The organism is Vibrio sp. 1978 (genome assembly GCF_033344345.1).
Genome location: NZ_JAWPOP010000910.1, coordinates 1 through 541 on the forward strand (window position 1 = coordinate 1; position 541 = coordinate 541).

The following is a 541-nucleotide window of genomic DNA, read 5'->3' on the forward strand; positions in this document are numbered from 1 at the left end:
AATCGAGATTTCGTTGGATGACTTCGGTACAGGCTATTCTTCGCTGTCGTACCTCAAAGGTTTGCCAATCAACAAACTGAAAATCGACCGCTCGTTTGTCAGTGATGTGCCTAACGACAACGACAGCAACGCCATTGTTAACGCCATCATTGCGATGGGCACGACGCTTTCACTCAAAGTCGTGGCAGAAGGCATCGAAACGCCAGAACAAGTGGCTTACTTGGTCGACAAAGGTTGTATCTACGGTCAGGGATATTTATTCAGCCCACCCGTTGCGGCGGAAAAGTTATTTAACTAAGCACAACGTTCAATACACTGGCAACTTTGCGGTTAGATGTTCGTCGAACCGCAAAGCGCCAAACGATCCGCTAAAATGTTGATGCACACCAACAGCGGCACGCCAATCAACAGCCCCATTCCACCCCATAACCAACCCCAAAAGACCAGCCACATAAAGATGACCAACGGGTTGAGGTTAAACCGCCTCCCTAGCAAAGTTGGGGTGACAAACTGACTCTCGATTAAATTCAGCAACAGATAT

General features: G+C 48.1%; 2 protein-coding genes. One reads left to right on the forward strand and one right to left on the reverse strand.

Annotation, left to right across the window (positions count from 1 at the left end):
* On the forward strand, positions 1-298 hold a 298-nt coding region (locus tag R8N49_RS29810; RefSeq protein ID WP_318190790.1), incomplete at its 5' end, for an EAL domain-containing protein.
* Between the two features lie 32 nt (positions 299-330).
* Here R8N49_RS29810 and R8N49_RS29815 read toward each other — a convergent pair.
* On the reverse strand, positions 331-541 hold a 211-nt coding region (locus R8N49_RS29815), incomplete at its 5' end, for an AI-2E family transporter (RefSeq protein WP_318190791.1).